Origin of the sequence: Streptomyces sp. P17 (assembly GCF_032436805.1) — a bacterium.
GTDB lineage: Bacteria > Actinomycetota > Actinomycetes > Streptomycetales > Streptomycetaceae > Streptomyces.
The window spans coordinates 1-538 of record NZ_JAVRBF010000280.1; the positions used below are offsets into that span (position 1 = coordinate 1).

1 pseudogene is annotated in these 538 nt (G+C 66.5%); it reads left to right on the forward strand.

Annotated features, from left to right (window positions below):
• Positions 1-224: 224 nt before the first annotated feature.
• A pseudogene (locus tag RMT89_RS40860) lies at positions 225-538 on the forward strand (ParA family protein); the annotation flags it as partial.

Genomic DNA, 538 nt, shown 5'->3' on the forward strand with positions numbered 1-538 from the left:
AGCACAACCACGGCCCGGCCCGCACCCCGAGGAAGCGGTCATGAGCGCCCTCGCAGGTGTCACCGGCGGCGCCTGGCACATACCGAGACCGACGGTGCGCCGCCCCGGATCCAGCACTGCAGCACGGGCCCCTCCGCCATCTGCAATCAGCCGCAACCGAACGTCGGCGTTCGCCGACGCACCCAAGTCAACACACCTCTCTAGATTCAGGAGATCAAGCACTCGTGAGTGAGAACACCCGTCACAAGACCCTGGCCGCGGCCACGGCCAGCGCCTGGGACGCCTTTGTCATCGTCGTCGGCATGCTCAAGGGCGGCACCGGCAAGACGACCTCCGCCTGGTTCATCGCCCTCTACTACGCCGTCGTTCTGGGCCTGCCGACGCTGCTCCTGGACGCGGACGCGACCAGCCAGTCCGCCTATGACTGGTTCAAGGTCGCCCAGGCCGAGGGCTTCGAGATCCCGGAGAACCTGGTGGTCGAGCGGTACCCGTTCGATGACATCGCCGAGTACATCCGTGAGAAGCGTGCCGAGTTCGG